This is a genomic window from Metasolibacillus sp. FSL K6-0083 (assembly GCF_038630865.1).
Lineage (GTDB): Bacteria > Bacillota > Bacilli > Bacillales_A > Planococcaceae > Metasolibacillus > Metasolibacillus fluoroglycofenilyticus.
The window spans coordinates 3,702,354-3,721,207 of the sequence record NZ_CP152046.1; the positions used below are offsets into that span (position 1 = coordinate 3,702,354).

Sequence of the window (18,854 nt, forward strand, 5' to 3'; positions counted from 1 at the left end):
GGTGCTTTTTCAATCTAAAGGAGGCGATAATGATGGATTTTTTAGCCCAGTTAATGGAGGAATACGGGATTGATTCCATTATCCATAGCGAAAAAATAACAAAGGGGCAATCTGCGACAACATATTTAATTACGACAGAAACCCAGCACAAATATATTGTGAAAACGATAAAATCAACTTCAAAGGCACAGTTTGAATATGATTTACTTACACATATTAGAAGGACAGAACCCGCAATTGTAGCAGAAATTTTACGTACCGCATCAAATAAGCCCTTTATCCAAATTGAAGAAAGCATCTATCAAGTACAGCTATATATAGAAAATCATCAACAACCGATATCATTATCTAAACTACTAACAGCTTATCAAGGTTTACAAAAAAGTATGCAGCATTTTCAGACAGATTATATCAATGAAAATCGCTTTTTATTAGCGAGATTATGGAATCAAAATAAGCAGCTTTTAAAGCAATATTATCCACATATATTTCAAGCATTCAACACGAATATAGACAGTTTCATACAATTAGATGAACAGAAGGATGTTTGGATTCATGGAGATTTAGGGCGCTGGAATGTTTTATGTCAATTAAACGGGCAGGCACTATTTATAGATTTTAGCGAAGCTCGTCAAGGCACAAAATATTTTGATTTAGTCGCACTTTTCACGTCTTATTTACCAGAGGATGAAATATTACAGAATTATATAGAGGAATTTTTTACGCTTTATGAGAGAGAAATAGATTTTCCTATGTTTAGCCGAACTATTGGCCTGTGGTATTTGAAAGGAATTTTAATGTTAGTGCAAAAGGATGCACAAGCAATGAAGCAAGCTATTGATTATTTTTATCATAAGGCACAGCAGCTTGATAAATTGTTGCAAGCTTTATGCAATTGTGAGTGTGTTAGGAAAGACCAGTAACAAATAGGTCTGTCCTAACAACATTTATTTAACTCTCTTGTTACTGAATAGGAACTAGTATTTCACATAAATGGTTCTCGATCATTTGTGCAGTATACCTCTCAATAATTGGCGTTTCTCTTATTAACAAGTTATTCTTTTCTATCTCAGAAAAAATATTGCCCCAAAATTCACTAACGGCTTCTTTAGTATGGTCAAGTAAGAAAACGGCGTATTTCCCACCTGAAAATTGCCCAACCTGAGCGGGTTCTGCCACATGGAAGTCTTCGTTTACAATAACGCAAACATCATAACGACATGCCTCTTTAGGAGTAACTGCTGGATTATCCTGTGGTATACCTAAAATTGTAGAATGCTCAAAAACATTATTCAATTTTGCCCATTCTTTACAAGATGCCATTAATGCTTGATTTTGTTCTCCACCATATTCGCCAACATTTCGGAAATAGGCAATTCGTGATTCAAGTAATACTTCAATGGTTATTTTCATATTTTCAGCCACCTTTCATAGGTAAGGTAATATGATATAAAATGTTTTTCAAGCGCTTTTTAAAAGAATTTTCTATGATTTATGATATTATTGCTTAATAAGCAATGAAAAGGAGCGACTGATAAATGACAATTTCAATTTTTCAATATCCAAAATGCTCAACATGTAAAAAAGCACAAAAATGGCTGGACGATCATAATATAACATATGAATCGATACATATTGTGGAGGAGACGCCAACAAAAGAGCAGTTACAAGCAATTTATGAGACGAGTAGGCTACCATTAAAAAAATTTTTCAATACGTCTGGGATGAAGTATAAGGAGCTTGGTTTAAAGGATAAGCTACAGGATATGACGGAGGAAGAGCAGCTAGAATTGCTTGCATCTGATGGAATGCTGATTAAACGACCGCTTGTAACAGATGGCAAAAAAGTGACATTAGGTTTCAAGGAGTCTGACTTCTTAGAATCGTGGAAATAACGTGAATAGTAACTTGTTTTTAAGCAAGAAATATGGCAAACTGAAATTGAATGTATTACATATTTGGAGGGGTTTTCATGAGCACACCAACAGAATTACGTTATTCTAAAGAGCACGAATGGGTAAAACTTGAAGATGGTAAGGTTCGTATCGGTATTACGCATTTTGCACAAAATGAACTAGGTGATATCGTATTCGTTGAACTACCAGAAGTAGGCGACGAACTACAAATTAATGAGCCATTTGGTAGCGTTGAGTCAGTTAAAACTGTATCAGAGCTATATGCGCCAGTATCGGGGAAAGTGGTAGAAGTAAACGAAGAGCTAGGTGATAACCCAGAATTCGTAAACGAATCTCCATACGAACAAGCATGGATGGTAGTTGTTGAGCTAGCAAACCCATCTGAATTAGATGAGTTAATGACTGCTGAGCAATACGATGGAATGACTGCAGAATAAAACATAAAAACACCAAAGTCCATGCTGGATTTTGGTGTTTTATCATATTGGAAGGAGAAGTTTCGATGATTTGTATGGTTGTGGAAGGGCGTTCGGATAAATTAAAGCTCGAGCAAGTACTTGCTGAAGAGGCGATTATTTTATGTACAAACGGAACGATGAGTGAAGACAGTTTACTTGAACTTTTAGCACCATATGAGTATCTTAGTCTTTATACGCTTTTTGATGCAGATTTATCGGGGCAAAAAATGCGCAAGCTAATGAGGCGCATTTACTCAGAGGCGGTGCAACTTGAAATACCTGCACAGTATAAAGAGGTAGCAAAAACACCAGCAACGGTATTAGCTGCGCTCCTGAAAAAAGTAAATATACGAACAAAGTAGGACAATGAGAATGGAAGAATGGACAATTGAGCAATGGCAACAACAGTTGACGAAAAACGATATAGTTACACTATATTTATATACACCAATTTGTGGAACTTGCGCTGTAGCATCTAAAATGATGAATGTAGTAGAACAGCTATTACCTACTATGCCTATTGGAAAAATGAATCTAAATTATTCTGAAAAGCTAGCGGTTGAATTGCAAGTCGAAAGTGTCCCTTGCCTAGTTATTTCAAGAGGTGAAGGTGTTTTTGAAAAAATTTATGCCTTTCAATCCGTACTAAATTTATATGAAATATTAAAAAGTAGTTGACTCCCTTTTTATATCATGATAAAGTACATTCATACTAAAACTACAAATTAAATAAAGTACTCTTATAAAGAGCGGCGGAGGGAAGTGCCCTATGAAGCCCGGCAACCATCACATATGTGAAAAGGTGCCAAGTCACGCAAAGTATAACACTTTGAAAGATGAGAGAACGGTTCAACATATGTTTTGTTATGTAAGCCTTTCTGCTTGTTCAAAGTAGAAGGGCTTTTTGCTTTTTCTTAATTTCTTATCTTTCTAAACGGTAACAAAACACGAATGAAAACGGGGTTGTCTGAAAGGCTTAATTCATCTTGGATGTAGTGAAAAATTTGCTTTTCACTTAATTAATTTCAAAATCAGTTACTTATTTTTTATACATGGTAATTAATTTTAATGTCTTTCAGCAGTAGTCTTCCACCTCTATAGGTGTCGAGATGGATGCAAGCATTAGACCTATTTCAGCGGGTATCCAAACACTTGCTGAATCATAGGAACTCAGTCTAAGAACATCGCCTCCGGCGGATGTCACAGATTTTAAAGGGGAGTTTTCAAGCGAGCTTGAAAAAATCTGGACGCAATTATGCCAAGGCGTAATTGATTAAAATACAACTGAATCGTCTAAAAAGCGGCGTATTGCACGCTTTTCAGACGCCCCACCCTTAAAGGAGTATGACGATGATTCAATTAACTAATATAACGAAGATTTATAAAACGAAAAATGGCGAATTGACTGCTGTGCGTGATGTTAATTTAACGATACAGCAAGGTGAAATATTCGGTATTATCGGCTATAGTGGCGCTGGTAAAAGTACCCTTATTCGCCTGTTAAATGGTTTGGAAAAGCCGACAGCAGGTGAGGTTATTGTTAGTGGCGAGGATATAGCGAAAATTTCTGGCACTAAGCTTCGCCAAGCGCGCCAAAAAATTAGTATGATTTTCCAACACTTTAATTTACTTTGGTCACGTACAGTGGAGGAGAATATTGCATTTCCTTTAGAAATTGCAGGTATTCGTAAAAGTGAGCGAGCTATACGTGTGCAAGAGTTAATCAAGCTTGTCGGTTTGGAAGGAAGGGAAAAGGCCTATCCTTCACAATTATCAGGTGGGCAAAAGCAACGTGTCGGTATTGCACGAGCATTAGCTAATAATCCTGAAGTATTGCTTTGTGATGAGGCAACTTCAGCACTTGATCCAGAAACAACAGAGTCAATTTTAGAGTTGCTCCTCGATATTAATAAAAAGCTTGGATTGACAATCGTCTTAATTACACATGAAATGCATGTTATTCGCAAAATTTGTCATCGCGTTGCGGTAATGGAAGCGGGACAAGTAGTAGAGCAGGGCAAGGTATTAGAGGTGTTTCAAAGCCCACAGGCCACGATTACGAAAAACTTCGTATCACAAGTGTCCGATTCGAGCGAAACGAAGGAATCCATCGAGCAAATTATCGCAAACTATCCAACTGGGAAAATTGTGCGTATTACATTTGTTGGACAAGCGACAAAGGAGCCGATTATGTCGCAGTTAATAAAGCAATTCGACGTAGAGATAAACATCGTACACGGAGCTATATCGCATACAGCAAATGGTCCTTACGGTACGTTAATTGTGCATATTGATGGGGCACAGGAAAATATAGAAGGTGCTCTGCAATTGCTAGCAACAAACAATATTCAAGCGGAGGTGATTGAGCGTGGTTGAACAATTATTTCCGAACGTCAATTGGGATAAAATGTGGCAGGCAGCGTATGAAACAATTTATATGACTGCTGTTTCTGCAGTAATTACATTTATATTAGGGCTAGCGATTGGTATTTTACTATTTTTAACGAGTCCGTATCAGCTTTGGGCGAATAAAATCGTTCATTTTATAACAGGCTCCATCGTCAATATTTTCCGTTCGATTCCGTTTATCGTTTTGATTATTTTATTAGTTCCATTTACTTTATTTCTCGTTGGAACGATTCGCGGAACGAATGCAGCACTGCCTGCTTTAATTGTCGGTGCAGCGCCATTTTATGCGCGTATGGTGCTTATTGCGCTACGAGAAATTGATAAAGGGGTAATCGAGGCAGCTCGTTCGATGGGGGCAAAAACATCGACGATTATTTTTAAAGTGCTTATTCCTGAAGCATTACCCGCGTTGATTTCGGGTATTACAGTGACAGCTGTTGCGCTTGTTGGTTATACAGCGATGGCGGGCATTATAGGTGCAGGAGGTTTAGGGCAATTAGCTTATATCGATGGCTTTCAGCGCAGTCGCAGTGATGTGACGCAAATGGCAACAATATTAATTGTCATTATCGTTTTTGTTTTTCAGTGGATTGGCGATATGATGACGAAAAAAGTGGATAAGCGTTAGGTCTTTACAAGGTAACTTGTTGACATATAGAAAGTTAAAAAAGAGAGGAAGAAAAAGAATGAAAAAATGGTTATCAGTCTTATTATTATCAACACTTGTGCTAGTGCTAGCAGCTTGTGGCGCAAAGGATGACAGTAATGAAGAAGCAAATACAGGCAGTAACACAGAAAGCGATAATGGTACTACAGAAACAGCCGAGCCGACAAAATTAGTTATCGGTGCATCATACGGCTTACACGATATTATTTTAGAGCAAGCAAAGCCGATTTTAGCTGAGCAAGGGGTAGAAATTGAAGTTCGCCCATATCAAGAATATGTAATGCCAAACCAAGATTTAGATTCTGGTGAATTAGATGCAAACTATTTCCAAACGATTCCGTATTTCGAGAATGAAATGAAAGAAAAGGGCTATGATTTTGCCAATGCAGGTGGTATTCATATCGAGCCAATCGGTGTTTATTCACAAAAATATAAATCACTTGATGAGCTACCTGATGGGGCAACAGTTATTATTTCCAACTCTGTTACAGAGCAAGGTCGTATTTTAACATTATTTGAAAGCTTAGGCTTAATTACGCTAAAAGAAGGCGTAGTAAAATCAGAGGCTAGATTAGAGGATATTGTTGATAATCCGAAAAACTTAAATATCGATGCAAACTCTGCACCAGAAATGTTAGTAACGTATTACAACAATGGTGAAGGTGATGTTGTTGTTATCAACTCAAACTTCGCAATCGATGCAGGGATTAGCCCGATTAATGATTCAATTGCTATCGAAAGCTCGGATTCGCCATATGTGAATATCATTGCGACACGTAGCGGTGATGAAAACAATGAGGCGATTCAAAAATTAGTGGAAGTATTATTATCGAAAGAAATTCAAGACTTTATTTTAAAAGAATGGGATGGCGCTGTCGTACCAGTTAAAAAATAATAGATAACTTTCTAAATCGCTTACAACTATTTTGAAAGTTCTCCCTTATAGCTAAAAAGCTCGTACCACTTTATGTTGTGTAAAATGGTACGGGCTTTGTTTTACATATATGAACGAACCGTGAAGAGGATTACTCTTTGGGCAGGCAATGCCCTTTAATTCAGTCGGAGAGTAGTGCGCTGCTGAACTATTTTTTGCACTGATTAACCGCAAACTTAAGCTTTTCGAATAAAGCACGTCGTAGTAAATTACTGAAACTGTGTTAAACGAGAGAAAAAGTCGCTAACAAACGACAAGAAAATTTGCTCGGAAGGGGCTAAATCTCGCGTTGTTGGATAAATGATGCCTACTGTCCGGCGGATAACAGGCATCGCAATAGGGATTTTTACTGTGAGGCGTGGTGTGGAATCATAGAGCGAGCTTTCAGGCAATAGCGTAACACCAATGCCAGCTGCTACAAGGCCTTTTAAAGCATCCATATCCTCTCCCTCAGAGGTAATATTTGGTGCAAAACCTAAAGAGCGACAAGCATCCATTACGACCTTATGTAAAATATAGCCTTCAGGAAACATCACAAAATCATCATTTCGCAAATCGATTAAATTGATTGTTTCGTTTTTAGTTAATGGATGTGATAGAGGAAGCAAGGCATACATATTTTCACTAAATAGTACATTCACATTTAGCGATTCATCCTTTGGTGGAATAGGGCCTAACAGCGCCAAATTCAGCTCTCGATTTTTCACAGCCTCAATTAAATACTTATATGAGCCTTGGCGCAATTGAAAGGCCACATCAGGATATTCGCGCTTAAAGGCTGAAATAACAGTCGGTAATACATAGCTCGCTAAGCTCGTTGGGAAACCAACTTTAATGACTCCTTTTTTCGGGTCTAAATATTCCTCTACTTGTTTTGTAGCGAAATCAATTGCCTCCAATGCCGTAATGCTATGTTCGAGGAAAATTTTCCCGACAGGTGTGAGCTTGACATTGCGACCGATGCGTTCGAAGAGCGGCGTGCCTAGCTCTTCTTCCAAGTTAGCTATTTGCCTGCTGACAGCGGATTGTGCAACATGTAAATGTTCTGCCGCTTCTGAAATATGTTCACGTTCCGCAACTGCAACAAAATAGCGTAATTGACGTAGCTCCAATATAATCACCTCTATTTTTATTATACAGGGTGCCAGGCACTCAAACAATTCTGAATTTTTAATTGAAATCCATTCTCAATTAAATCATTCTTATTGAAAATCTCCTAATTGATAAGCATTTCAAGTTATTCTTAGGAAATTATGCATAGTATAGAAGCTCTTAATAAACTTTCTTACATCATTTAATTAAAATTATTCTAAACTATTTGCAACGATACTCCTTTTCAGTTAAGATTGTACATGACAATAATTATGCAATGGGATACCCATGCAATGAACATTATGGAGGTAATTTAATGGCAACTTTAGAAATTAAAGATCTTCACGTTGAAATCGACGGAAAAGAGATTTTAAAAGGTGTAAACCTAACAATCAACACAAACGAAGTGCACGCAATTATGGGGCCTAACGGTACAGGTAAGTCAACGTTAGCATCTGCAATTATGGGGCATCCTAAATATGAAGTAACACAAGGTCAAGTGTTATTAGATGGGGAAGATGTATTGGAAATGGAAGTAGACGAGCGTGCGAAAGCTGGTTTATTCCTTGCTATGCAGTATCCATCGGAAATCGCTGGTGTGACAAACGCGGACTTCTTACGCTCAGCAATTAATGCGCGTCGTGAAGAGGGCGATGAAATTTCGTTAATGAAATTTATCCGTGAATTAGATAAAACAATGGAATTTTTAGAAATGCCAGAGGAAATGGGTCAACGTTATTTAAACGAAGGCTTCTCTGGTGGTGAGAAAAAGCGTAATGAAATTTTACAATTAATGATGATTAAGCCAGCAATCGCTATTCTTGATGAAATCGACTCAGGTCTTGATATCGACGCATTGAAAGTTGTATCAAAAGGAATCAACGAGATGCGCGGTGAAGGCTTCGGCTGCTTAATGATTACGCACTATCAACGTTTATTAAACTACATCACACCAGACCATGTGCACGTAATGATGCAAGGAAAAGTTGTAAAATCTGGTGGTGCAGAGCTTGCTCAGCGCTTAGAAGCAGAAGGTTACGACTGGATTAAGCAAGAATTAGGTATTGAAGAAGAAACTGTAGAAGCAGATCTATAAGTAGAGGAGGACGAACAAGATGACGGTTGACACAAAATTGGCGTTATCAGCAGAAGAAGTACGCTCGTTCTCACAAAGCAATAATGAGCCAGCTTGGTTTGCTGATTTCCGTGTGGCAGCACTTGCACAAGCGGCTGAACTAGCATTACCAACGCCTGATAAAACAAATATTACAAAATGGAATTTCACTGAATTTCCTAAACATACAGTAGAAAGCGCACCGTACACATCATTAGATAGCTTATCCGCAGAGGTAGCGGCTTTAATCGATGTAGAGGGTCAGCAAAATCTTTATATTCAACGTAATAACACACCAGCATTCATTAAAGTATCAGAAGAGCTTCAAGCAAAAGGTGTTATTTTCACAGATATTCAAACAGCAGTTCGCGAGCATAGCGACTTAGTACAAAAATATTTCATGACAACAGCTGTTAAAGTAGATGAGCATAAATTAGCGGCTTATCATGCAGCACTTGTGAACGGTGGGGTATTTGTTTACGTGCCACGCAACGTTATCGTAGAAGAGCCATTACAAGTTGTTTTCGTTAACGATGATGCAGAGGCTTCATTATTCAACCACGTATTAGTTGTAGCTGAAGAATCTTCAAGCGTGACGTATGTTGAAACATATGTATCAACAATTGAGGAATCAAAAGGGCAAGCAAATATCATTGCTGAGGTTGTTGTAAAAGACAATGCGCAAGTAGTGTTCGGTGCTGTAGATGTTCTCGCAAAAGGCTTTACAACATATGTAAATCGCCGTGCTAACGTTGCACGTGATGGCAAAATCGAGTGGGCACTAGGTTTAATGAATGATTCAGATACAATTTCTGAAAATATTTCACATCTAATTGGTGACGGTTCGGTTGCTGATACGAAAACAGTCGTTGTAGGTCGCGGTACACAAAAGCAAAACTTTACAACAGAAGTACGTCATTGGGGTAAAAACTCTGATGGACAAATTTTAAAGCACGGTGTAATGAAAGACGGTGCACAATCTATTTTCAATGGTATCGGTAAAATTGAACATGGTGCAACAAAAGCAAATGCAGAGCAAGAATCTCGCGTGTTAATGCTTTCTGACAAAGCACGTGGCGATGCCAACCCAATTCTTTTAATTGATGAAGACGATGTAACAGCAGGACACGCGGCATCTGTTGGGCGTGTTGACCCGATTCAGCTTTATTACTTAATGAGTCGTGGCATTTCGAAAGCAGAGGCAGAGCGTCTTGTAATTCACGGATTCCTTGCGCCAGTTGTTACAAACTTGCCAATTGAAGGCGTTAAAAAGCAGCTGACGGAGGTTATCGAAAGGAAAGTTCGATAATGAATATAAAAGACATTAAAAATTATTTCCCTGTACTCAATCAAGAAATAAACGGGCATCCGCTCGTTTATCTCGATAGTGCAGCAACGTCGCAAAAGCCTATTCAAGTAATTGAAGCAGTAAAAAAATATTATGAGTTAGATAATTCCAATGTTCACCGTGGTGTACATACTTTAGGTAACCGTGCAACAGATTCATACGAAGGAGCACGTGAAAAAGTACGCCAATTTATTAATGCTCGTTCTACAAAGGAAGTTATTTTTACTCGTGGTACGACAACAGCTTTAAACACAGTTGCAGCAGGCTATGGTCGTCAAACGCTTCAAGAAGGTGATGAAATTGTCATTACGTATATGGAGCATCATTCCAATATTATTCCTTGGCAGCAGCTTGCAAAAGAAAAAGGCGCTGTTTTGAAATATATTGATTTACAAGAGGATGGCACTATTTCTTTAGACGCAGTACGTGCAACAATTACAAATAAAACGAAAATTGTTGCGATGATGTATGTATCGAATGTTTTAGGAACGATTAATCCAATTAAGGACATTGCTAAAATTGCACATGAAAATGGAGCGATTATGGTCGTTGACGCAGCGCAGGCGGCACCGCATGTGAATGTGGATGTGCAAGAATTAGATTGTGATTTTTTAACGTTTTCCGGGCATAAAATGTGTGCACCAACAGGTATTGGTGTACTATATGGGAAAGAGGCGCTTTTAGACAAGATGGAGCCGATTGAATTTGGCGGCGAAATGATTGATTTCGTAGGTCTTTATGATTCAACATGGAAAGAGCTACCGTGGAAATTTGAAGGTGGTACACCAATCATTGCAGGCGCAATTGGTTTAGGTGCAGCAATTGACTTTTTAAATGAGATTGGCTTAGACAATATCACTGCACATGAGCATAAATTAGCAGCCTATGCAATGGATGAGCTAGAGAAAATCGAAGGCTTACAAATTTTTGGCCCTCGCGACCCAATGCAACGTTGCGGACTTGTTACATTTAATTTAGATGATGTACATCCACATGATGTTGCGACAGTATTAGATATGAATGGAATCGCAGTAAGAGCTGGCCACCATTGTGCTCAACCGTTAATGAAATGGCTTCAAGTTACTGCAACAGCGCGCGCAAGCTTCTATCTATACAATGATGAAGCAGATATTGACCGTTTAGTTGCAGGACTGCGCAGAGCGAAGGAGTATTTCAACGATGTCTTTTAATAATTTAGACCAACTATATCGTTCTGTTATTATGGAACATTATAAAAACCCTCGTAACAAGGGAATTTTGGAAGAAAATAACGTCACAATTGATATGAACAACCCTACATGTGGTGACCGTATTCATTTAACATTAAAATTGACTGACGGTATTGTAGAAGATGCGAAATTTGACGGCGAAGGCTGCTCGATTTCAATGTCTTCTGCATCGATGATGACACAAATCATCAAAGGGAAAAAACTTGAAGAAGCGTTAGAGCTAGCAGATATTTTCTCGAAAATGATGCTTGGCGAGGAATACGACCTAGATAAATACGATTTAGGTGATGTAGAAGCGTTACAAGGCGTATCACAATTCCCAGCCCGCATTAAATGTGCGACATTAGCTTGGAAGGCAATGGAAAAAGGCGTGAAAAGCGAAGCACAATAATTAGACTGAACGGAGGAGAAAAAATGGCTAAAAAGATGCCTGATATTGGCGATTACAAATATGGCTTCCACGACAAGGACGTATCAGTTTTCCGTTCTGAGCGTGGTTTAACAGAGGAAATCGTTCGTGAAATCTCAAATATGAAAGAAGAGCCAAAGTGGATGCTTGATTACCGCTTGAAAGCTCTTGAGCAATTTTATAAAATGCCAATGCCTCAATGGGGTGGCGACCTTTCAGCGTTAAACTTCGATGAAATTACTTATTACGTAAAGCCATCTGAAGCAACACAGCGCTCATGGGATGAAGTACCAGAAGAAATTAAAGCAACATTTGATAAATTAGGTATTCCTGAAGCGGAGCAAAAATACCTTGCTGGTGTATCTGCTCAGTACGAATCTGAAGTAGTTTACCACAACATGAAAAAGGATTTAGAAGACCTAGGCATTATTTTCAAAGATACAGACTCAGCATTAAAAGAAAATGAAGATATTTTCAAGCAATACTGGGGCACAGTTATTCCTTATGCAGACAATAAATTCTCTGCTTTAAACTCAGCAGTTTGGTCAGGTGGTTCATTCATTTACGTGCCACCAGGTGTTAAAGTTGAAACACCATTACAAGCGTACTTCCGTATTAACTCTGAAAACATGGGTCAATTCGAGCGTACTTTGATTATCGTAGACGAAGGTGCACATGTACACTATGTAGAAGGCTGTACAGCTCCTGTTTACACAACAAACTCGCTACACTCAGCAGTAGTAGAAATTATCGTTAAAAAAGATGCATACTGCCGTTACACGACGATTCAAAACTGGGCAAACAACGTCTATAATCTTGTAACGAAGCGTACAGTAGTTGACGCTAATGGTACGATGGAATGGATTGATGGCAACATTGGCTCGAAATTAACGATGAAATATCCATCATGTATTTTACGCGGTGAAGGTGCGCGTGGTATGACATTATCAATTGCATTAGCAGGTAAAGGTCAGCACCAAGATGCAGGCGCAAAAATGATTCACCTTGCACCAAATACATCTTCAACAATCGTGTCAAAATCGATTGCGCACCACGGTGGTAAAGTTTCTTACCGCGGTATCGTACGCTTCGGTCCTAAAGCGACTGGCGCACGTGCAAACATCGAATGTGATACATTAATTATGGATAACGAGTCAACTTCAGATACAATTCCATACAACGAAATTTTAAACGACAACGTGTCACTAGAGCACGAAGCAAAAGTTTCAAAAGTATCCGAAGAACAATTATTCTACCTAATGAGCCGTGGTATTTCTGAGCTTGAAGCAACAGAAATGATTGTAATGGGCTTCATCGAGCCATTCACAAAAGAATTACCAATGGAATACGCAGTAGAAATGAACCGCCTAATCAACTATGAGATGGAAGGTTCTATCGGTTAATAGATTACTCAGGGCGTCCAAAAAGCATGCAAAGCACTGCTTTTCGGACGTCTTTTTTATGCATATCGCAATAACTCGAATGCGAATGATGTAATAATTAACGGTCATTGTGGTACTCTAATAATAGGATTTCATTAAAATTAAAGGAGTGTCTAAAATGGTTGGTGTAGAAATCGATATGGTTGTAACGGATAGTTTGAAGGCATTAGCATTATATGAGAAAATTTTTGATATAGAGCGTGTGGAAGTAACAGATTTCCCTGTTGGCAAAAATGAAGCAGTTTTTAAATTATATGATGTCAGGTTTCATTTATTAGATGAAAATCCTGAATATCAAATGATTGCACCGAAGCCTAATGACCCAAAGCCAATTTGGTTTAATATTTTAGTGCCAAATATTGCAGACACATATGAAAAAGCAATGAAAGCAGGCTGTAAGGAAGTACAAGCAGTTACTGAACTGCCTGATTTTGGCGTATCAAATGCTGTATTCAGTGATGAATTCGGCTATCTTTGGATGCTGCATGAAATGCATAGGGTAGTTAGCTTTGAGGAGCGTGTACAAATTTTAGAGGATAATGAAGCGAATTAGTTCGAAATATTCGTTTCAGAAAATGCTTCCAAATATCTTGTTTTAGTATTTTTAAAAGCGGAAATTAATTAATGACTAATAAACGTCTGAAAGACCGTGCTTTAACACGCTTTTCAGACGTTTTTGGCTAGCTTGAAGTATTTTTAAATTAAGTAGTTTGAACTGTCAAGATTTGTTTTTTACTAGAGGTAATTGTACTTGCCATTTAGGCGGCAGTTTGATTTTTGACCTTATGATTGCTACAAGCTGAAATGAATAAAGTACATACTAAAAAATAAGCAAACTTTTTTCATAATGCTAAGCTCCTATTATTCAGGGCTTGGAATATGGACAGGTCCTCCCCATTGGGTAAAGGTATTGCTCGTTGTCTCAGACACTTCACCAATTGTTGCTGTTGCAATGTAATAGGCACCTAAATAATTATTCGTTACCCAAAGCTGTACATCTGTGAGTGTAGTGCCAAGAAGATTAATCGGTTCTTCTGGGACTAAATGCCATGCTGTATCAACGAAAGCATCGGCATCGGGTACAGAGGCCTGTTCGACAACATGCCATGTAGGTGCTTGTGCAAAGTTTTCAGCGATGATAAGTGGGTGTCCTAAAACACGAGTTAGTTTTATAACATTTGATGCAATGACTTGCTCACCTGTCCTCGGTTCGTCTGTTTCCTCTACCCAGCCTACGTCGGGCATATTCATCCAACCTGTGTCGCCATCAACAATAACAGACATGTCTTGGCTTTTGACATGCATTGAAAAATCAGGATTCCATTGAAAATCGACCATTGTAGTGCCCGTTGATGAAATCGCTTTATGCGAGCCAGTGCCTGCTGCTATCATCGCATCTGCCATACATGCAGCTAGCTGCTTGCCTTCAATCGTTTTCCCTACCTCAAATAAAATACCTTCACAAGAGGCTAGGGAGCTTAAGCTAGCAACGGCTTCTTCGTCCGCTTCCACTTCTTCGCTCTCATTTTCAGAAGCAGCAGCTTCTTTATTTTCTGTTTCGCTATGATCTGTCGAGCTTTCTTCTGGTGTATTATTGCCACACGCGGCTAATAGCAACATTAAAAAAAGCAGTCCTAGCAATTTTTTCACTATAAAATATCCTCCTTGTATTAAATGTTCAGAAAATTTAACTATCCAAAGTAATAGTAATCCATTATAGGATTCGTTACAAGAGTGCCAAAATAAGGTTTAAATATACAATAAATGTATTATAATAGAGATATTTATCTACTTGCCTAGGCAATAATAACAAATCCTATAATTTACTTAAGAAACTGTTTTTTCTTGTTTATCGAATTTAGCCATAAAAAATTGCACCTTCGATTCTAGTTATGTCTAACAATCGGGGTGCAATTCAATCGATTTTTTTAGTACGTAAGAGGACTGTCCGCTAAGGTAATTTTGTATGGCAATCACATGTTTCTTTATTAATTTGCTGCTAAACTTGTGCGCTCACGCAATAGTCATAATAAATTGTCACTATCGCATGGGGCTCATATTGGCTTTTCGGACGACTAACTTAGCTTATAACACTTTGTTTTACTGTTAGCTTCGCAAGCTTAATTTCATCCACATCAATACCTAGACCCGGTTTGTCACTTAAACGAATAAATGGAATATCGAATTGCAGATTGCCTACATCCTCGCTATATTTTAGTGGACCTGTTAATTCAACGCTAGTCATTGATTTTTTAGAGAAGGCCACGTGATAGCCTGCTGCTGAGCCAATTGATGATTCGACCATGGAGCCTACTTGACATTCAATATTGGCCATTTCAGCCATAATAGCGAGCTTATTTGCCTTATAAATACCGCCACATTTCATCAGCTTAATATTCACTTTATGAGCGGCCTGCTTTTGGATAATTGTGCGCATTTCTGTCATGCCAACAAGTCCCTCATCAATCATTACAGGTGTAGCAGTCTTCTGTTTAATTTCGACCATGCCGTCAATATCATGTGCTACAATGGGCTGTTCAATCCAGTCGAGATGACAGTTTTCAAGGAGTGCAAGTGCTTGTAATGCGGTTGCGCTATTTTTCCACCCTTGGTTAACATCAACGCGAATGGCGATTTCAGGGCCGACTGCTTCTCTTACTGCTTGAATACGCTTAACGTCCTCTACCATTTTTTCACCAACTTTTAGTTTGAATGAACGATAGCCTTCTTCTATTTTACCCATTGCTTCTTGTGCCATTACTGAAGGGTCTTGAATGCTTAAAACGTGGGTAATTGGAAATGCCTCATGGAAGCGTCCACCTAGTAAATCATAGACAGGAATGTTCAATGATTTTGCAGCGGCATCATAGCACGCAATATCAAGTGCAGCCTTCGCTGTAGGAGCTGCCAATATTGCAGCATCCATGACATCATGAATGGCTTCCATATTCAGCGGATTTAGACCAATTAAGCGAGGGGCTAAAATTTTCTCGATAATTTCAAATGCGCCGTACATGCTTTCACCTGTTACGTGCTCATCTGCAACGCCTTCGCCATAGCCGATAACACCATTATCTAAAGTCACTTTGACGATTAAGGAAGGCATCGTATAATAGGTAGCATAGCTAATAATAAATGGTTCTTTTAATGGGAGCTCAATAGCAAATAGTTCAATTTTTTTTATTTTCATATTGTACATCCTTTCTGATTTGGAGGTTTTCTTTTTTATGATGACAATTGCTTTAATTGGTTCAGCAAGCTTTTGCAAGCAAGCACAAGTACTCGCTGAATCGGATTCTTCTTATCAACTGAAATGTTATGCATATAAAGAGCCAGCTGAAGCACCTGAGCTAGTAAAAATGCTTGAGCATTGTGATGTATTAATGTTTTCAGGTTCGCTGCCCTATGCTTTTGCCAAGCAGCAAGTAGAGCAGCTACAAATACCTGTTGTTTATTTACGTCAAGATGTACAAGCTTTAGCAATTACTTTATTAAAGGCTGTTCAATTAGGCTACAATTTAACACGTATTTCTCTTGATTATCGCGATGAGGAAGAGTGGCGAAACTTATGTAACGACCTGCATACTCCACCTACTGTTCATACATTATGTTTGCAAAATGCCCAGCCATCACAGCCTGTAGTCGCCTTTCATCGCAAAGCACTAGCTAGTGGCCAAGTAGATTTTGCGATTACGAGCATTCATGCAGTATATGACCAATTATGTGAGGAAGGTTATCCAGCTATCCACATTGTTGATACGGACAATGACATACTTCATACGCTAGCCAAGGCAAAAGAACAGGCATTATTAGCGAAGGCTGAAGCTGCTCAGGTTGTGGTTGGACTCATTCAAGAGCAGTATTGTTTGCCTGAGGAGCTAGCTACTTTTGCTCAGTTACTAGATGCGACATTAACGAAGAAGGAGCATGGCACCGTTGTCTATTCGACAGTTGGTAAAATCAAATCGGTTATTGCGCACCCTTTGTTCGAAAAATGGCATGGCGCTTTAAATGCTAATGTGCGAATTGCTTTCGGCAGTGGGCATTCAATGGAAGCTGCTTATAATAATGCACTTGTAGCAAGCTCCTTTACACAATCAAAGCAGTTTTATTTTATGGATGCTAAACAAACATTACATGGACCTTACCCGATTATAGAAAAACAAACTGCATTTTCTGTAAAGCATCCACAGCTTGCAGCATTGGCACAAGAAGTCCGCTTAAGCCCACAAAATATATCGCGTATTTTTGCATATGCGGCATTGCAAACTAGTGAGCCCTTTACAGCGGCACAGTTAGCGAAATTTTTACAAGTAACAAGAAGAACGGCTGAGCGCATGTTGAAAAAATTACATGATGCCAGCTATGTAACGATTATCGGGGAGCAATCTGCGCACCAAAAAGGTCGTCCCTCAGCACTTTACCGCTTACAGCTTCCAACATTAGTGAAATAACGTGATGCACTACTTTGTTGTCGGAAAATTTCTTGCATATGACAGCAATCTTTTTTACAATAAAACCATGTCGCTAAATGGTCGTTAATTGTATCGTACAAAGCAAAAGTGATGAAGTCAAGAACAAACTAAAAGATTATAGGATGAACGTATAGACAAACGACAATGCATTATGTGAGGAGTTTTTTTATGAAAGAAAAAATGTTGAATATTTTCAGCCATTTACACGCACATGGTGAAATAAGCTTTAAGGAAGTTGAAACGACTAATTATCTCGTTGCATTATTTGAAGCAGCTGGTTTTCAGCCAAAAAGATTTAAAAATATACCTGGTTTTTCTGTTGAAATTGGTTCGGGCTCACCGAAAATAGGGTTGCGCGCAGATATGGATGCACTATGGCAGGAAGTGGATGGAGAAATGAAGGCAAATCATTCATGTGGGCATGATGCACATATGACGATTGTGACAGGCGTTATGCATCGACTAAAGGAAGTAGGTGAATTCAACGGAACAGTACGCGCTATTTTCCAACCAGCAGAGGAGCTTGGCAATGGTTCTTTAAGCGTCATTCAAGAAGGTGTGATTGATGATTTAGATTATTTTTACGGCGTTCATTTACGACCATTTGATGAAATTGCTTTTCCAAATTGTGCAGCAGGCATTCAGCATGGCTCATGTGCCTTTGTAAAAGGGCAAATTGGTGGCGTGGATCATCACGGTGCGCGCCCGCATAAAGGGGTCAATGCAATTGAAGTAGCTGCTTCTATTGTGCATCATTTAGGGTTAACCTACACAGACCCACATATAGCGGCGACTGCAAAAATGACCAATTTATATGCAGGCTCTGAAAATTTTAATATTATACCCGGCAAAGCAACATTTGGTTTAGATTTACGTGCACAAACGAATGCGATAATGGAGGAATTACAGCAGAAGGTAAAAACAATATGTACGCAATTAAGTGCGTTGCATCAAGTACCCATTACAATTGAGTTTTTTGATTATGTTCCAGCAGCAGTTGTGCATGACGAGGCGGCAGCACTTTTAGCGCAGTCAATTGAGCATGTGTTAGAAAGACCTGCCTTCCCAACGATTATTACGCCAGGTGCAGATGATTTTCATTTTTACACGATTGAAAGGCCGCATTTAAAGGCGACGATGCTTGCTCTAGGGGCAGATGTAATGCCCGGGTTGCATGACCCACATATGCAATTTAATCATCAAGCCATTGTCAATGGGATTGAGATACTAACAGATGTTTGCTTACGCACAATGCAACAAGGGTAATGATGTAGTTAGGATAAAGATTGTTACATAAGCTTTGAGTGAACGTAACAGCAGTTTTACAATCGGCATGTATAATATTTTGAAGCCATAATATT

Annotated in this window: 20 protein-coding genes and 1 riboswitch; of the genes, 16 read left to right on the forward strand and 4 right to left on the reverse strand. The window is 38.7% G+C overall.

All coding sequences use genetic code 11. The features are described 5' to 3' along the window. Positions 1–29 precede the first annotated feature (29 nt). Positions 30–923: a phosphotransferase gene (locus MHB51_RS17265; RefSeq protein ID WP_082799025.1), complete on the forward strand. Its 894-nt coding sequence runs from the start codon at positions 30–32 to the stop codon at positions 921–923. Between the two features lie 40 nt (positions 924–963). On the opposite strand, the gene MHB51_RS17270 is transcribed toward MHB51_RS17265, so the two are convergent. Further along, positions 964–1,413: a GyrI-like domain-containing protein gene (locus tag MHB51_RS17270; RefSeq protein ID WP_066166634.1), complete on the reverse strand. Its 450-nt coding sequence runs from the start codon at positions 1,411–1,413 to the stop codon at positions 964–966. A 125-nt stretch (positions 1,414–1,538) separates the two neighbouring features. On the opposite strand from MHB51_RS17270, the gene MHB51_RS17275 reads away from it, so the two are divergent. The 7 genes from MHB51_RS17275 (at position 1,539) to MHB51_RS17305 (ending at position 6,345) form a co-directional block, all read left to right on the forward strand. After that, positions 1,539–1,895 carry an arsenate reductase family protein gene (locus tag MHB51_RS17275; protein ID WP_342558692.1) on the forward strand — a complete coding sequence of 119 codons (357 nt, stop codon included), beginning with the start codon at positions 1,539–1,541 and terminating at the stop codon, positions 1,893–1,895. Positions 1,896–1,972: 77 nt separating this feature from the next. Next, entirely contained in the window at positions 1,973–2,353 is a 381-nt protein-coding gene (gcvH, locus tag MHB51_RS17280) for a glycine cleavage system protein GcvH (RefSeq protein ID WP_342472074.1), read from the forward strand. A gap of 65 nt (positions 2,354–2,418) precedes the next feature. Next, a complete protein-coding gene (locus MHB51_RS17285) occupies positions 2,419–2,736 on the forward strand; it encodes a toprim domain-containing protein (protein WP_066166625.1) in 318 nt (105 codons plus the stop codon). Between the two features lie 10 nt (positions 2,737–2,746). Continuing rightward, complete coding sequence (locus MHB51_RS17290) at positions 2,747–3,052, forward strand: thioredoxin family protein (RefSeq protein WP_107943151.1); 306 nt, start codon at positions 2,747–2,749, stop codon at positions 3,050–3,052. Between the two features lie 59 nt (positions 3,053–3,111). Further along, positions 3,112–3,217: riboswitch (SAM riboswitch) on the forward strand. A gap of 507 nt (positions 3,218–3,724) precedes the next feature. Then, positions 3,725–4,750, forward strand: a complete 1,026-nt coding sequence (locus MHB51_RS17295; protein WP_342472075.1) for a methionine ABC transporter ATP-binding protein — start codon at positions 3,725–3,727, stop codon at positions 4,748–4,750. After that, entirely contained in the window at positions 4,743–5,411 is a 669-nt protein-coding gene (locus MHB51_RS17300; protein ID WP_342558693.1) for a methionine ABC transporter permease, read from the forward strand. Before MHB51_RS17295 ends, MHB51_RS17300 begins: the two co-directional genes overlap by 8 nt. 58 nt (positions 5,412–5,469) lie before the next feature. Then, positions 5,470–6,345, forward strand: coding sequence for a MetQ/NlpA family ABC transporter substrate-binding protein (locus MHB51_RS17305; protein ID WP_342472076.1), 876 nt, complete (start codon positions 5,470–5,472; stop codon positions 6,343–6,345). A gap of 248 nt (positions 6,346–6,593) precedes the next feature. On the opposite strand, the gene MHB51_RS17310 is transcribed toward MHB51_RS17305, so the two are convergent. Then, positions 6,594–7,496 (reverse strand): LysR family transcriptional regulator, encoded by a 903-nt coding sequence (locus tag MHB51_RS17310; RefSeq protein ID WP_066166609.1) that lies wholly within the window; start codon positions 7,494–7,496, stop codon positions 6,594–6,596. 296 nt (positions 7,497–7,792) lie between these two features. Between MHB51_RS17310 and sufC the strand changes: the two genes are divergently transcribed. The 6 genes from sufC (at position 7,793) to MHB51_RS17340 (ending at position 13,571) form a co-directional block, all read left to right on the forward strand. Then, positions 7,793–8,572 (forward strand): Fe-S cluster assembly ATPase SufC, encoded by a 780-nt coding sequence (gene sufC / locus MHB51_RS17315; RefSeq protein ID WP_107943146.1) that lies wholly within the window; start codon positions 7,793–7,795, stop codon positions 8,570–8,572. Positions 8,573–8,591: 19 nt separating this feature from the next. Continuing rightward, the gene (sufD, locus tag MHB51_RS17320; RefSeq protein ID WP_342472077.1) at positions 8,592–9,899 is read left to right on the forward strand and encodes a Fe-S cluster assembly protein SufD; all 1,308 of its coding nucleotides are present in this window, start codon (positions 8,592–8,594) and stop codon (positions 9,897–9,899) included. Beyond that, positions 9,899–11,128, forward strand: coding sequence for a cysteine desulfurase (locus MHB51_RS17325; protein WP_066166601.1), 1,230 nt, complete (start codon positions 9,899–9,901; stop codon positions 11,126–11,128). The genes sufD and MHB51_RS17325 overlap by 1 nt, the downstream gene beginning before the upstream one ends. Beyond that, on the forward strand, positions 11,118–11,558 hold the full coding sequence (gene sufU / locus MHB51_RS17330) for a Fe-S cluster assembly sulfur transfer protein SufU (RefSeq protein ID WP_066166598.1): 441 nt from the start codon (positions 11,118–11,120) through the stop codon (positions 11,556–11,558). Before MHB51_RS17325 ends, sufU begins: the two co-directional genes overlap by 11 nt. 23 nt (positions 11,559–11,581) lie before the next feature. Then, the gene (sufB, locus tag MHB51_RS17335) at positions 11,582–12,979 is read left to right on the forward strand and encodes a Fe-S cluster assembly protein SufB (protein WP_066166595.1); all 1,398 of its coding nucleotides are present in this window, start codon (positions 11,582–11,584) and stop codon (positions 12,977–12,979) included. Between the two features lie 157 nt (positions 12,980–13,136). Continuing rightward, positions 13,137–13,571, forward strand: coding sequence for a VOC family protein (locus MHB51_RS17340; protein ID WP_066166592.1), 435 nt, complete (start codon positions 13,137–13,139; stop codon positions 13,569–13,571). Between the two features lie 308 nt (positions 13,572–13,879). Here the strand turns inward: MHB51_RS17340 and MHB51_RS17345 are convergent, their stop codons facing one another. Continuing rightward, positions 13,880–14,668 carry a hypothetical protein gene (locus tag MHB51_RS17345; RefSeq protein WP_342558694.1) on the reverse strand — a complete coding sequence of 263 codons (789 nt, stop codon included), beginning with the start codon at positions 14,666–14,668 and terminating at the stop codon, positions 13,880–13,882. Between the two features lie 430 nt (positions 14,669–15,098). Further along, positions 15,099–16,208 carry a dipeptide epimerase gene (locus MHB51_RS17350; protein WP_107943145.1) on the reverse strand — a complete coding sequence of 370 codons (1,110 nt, stop codon included), beginning with the start codon at positions 16,206–16,208 and terminating at the stop codon, positions 15,099–15,101. 37 nt (positions 16,209–16,245) lie between these two features. Here MHB51_RS17350 and MHB51_RS17355 point away from each other — a divergent pair, with 37 nt between their 5' ends. Both MHB51_RS17355 and MHB51_RS17360 read left to right on the forward strand, forming a co-directional pair. After that, on the forward strand, positions 16,246–17,472 hold the full coding sequence (locus MHB51_RS17355) for a helix-turn-helix domain-containing protein (RefSeq protein ID WP_342558695.1): 1,227 nt from the start codon (positions 16,246–16,248) through the stop codon (positions 17,470–17,472). Positions 17,473–17,661: 189 nt separating this feature from the next. Then, positions 17,662–18,759, forward strand: coding sequence for an amidohydrolase (locus tag MHB51_RS17360; protein WP_342472081.1), 1,098 nt, complete (start codon positions 17,662–17,664; stop codon positions 18,757–18,759). Positions 18,760–18,854: the final 95 nt, after the last annotated feature.